We start from the raw sequence: 623 nt of genomic DNA, 5'->3' as shown, positions 1-623 counted from the left end.
CACCTGCGGTGAGAACGTCCGCATATATGATGACCTCAAGGCGGAGCATAGGAAATGGACACGCAAGCTCTCTGATTGCTTCCGTTGGCTCAATCAAAAATATGGTTCAAATCTGTATTTCAGGGGGACTGAGTTCACTCATAATGAGGATCATGAAACCCTTAACATGCATATGAATATCCTCTTTGATCTGCCGTATTTGAAGGGGAACGGCTGGCAGGATTTTCTTGCTGATGTTCGTGAGAGGATGTCGTGCATTGTTAAGGATGCGGGAACTCTTGAGTCTGTTGATGAGGTCACAAAATATGTGACTAAGCCGAACGATATTGAGACGATGGAGGATGGCCATCTTGAGTGGTTCTATAATGAGACACTCAATACGCGACTGATACAGAGGTACGGATCGTTTAAGGAGTTCAAGGGGTCTCTTAATGATGAGAGGCTTCGCATCGTTCGAGATCAGTCTGATGGATCTCTGAAGATGATGAAGAAGCGTGTCATCAATGATGCTGAGCTTTTCACGAAGCGTGATGAAGGCGAAGCCACGATAGGTGTCCCTAAATCATTGGATATGTTCGGGCCCGATATTGCTATGGCTCTCTGTGTTGAGCCTTCTCTTGATG

At 45.9% G+C, this 623-nt stretch carries 1 protein-coding gene; it reads left to right on the top strand.

Annotated features, from left to right (window positions below; genetic code table 11):
• The coding region (locus KP705_RS16125; RefSeq protein ID WP_215764974.1) for a protein rep at positions 1-623 on the top strand (623 nt) is incomplete at both ends.

The organism is Gluconobacter sp. P1D12_c, from assembly GCF_018812105.1.
In the GTDB taxonomy this organism is placed as follows: Bacteria; Pseudomonadota; Alphaproteobacteria; order Acetobacterales; family Acetobacteraceae; genus Gluconobacter; species Gluconobacter oxydans_A.
The sequence above is the reverse complement of the archived record's forward strand: the minus strand, read 5'-3'. Positions and strand labels throughout refer to the sequence as shown.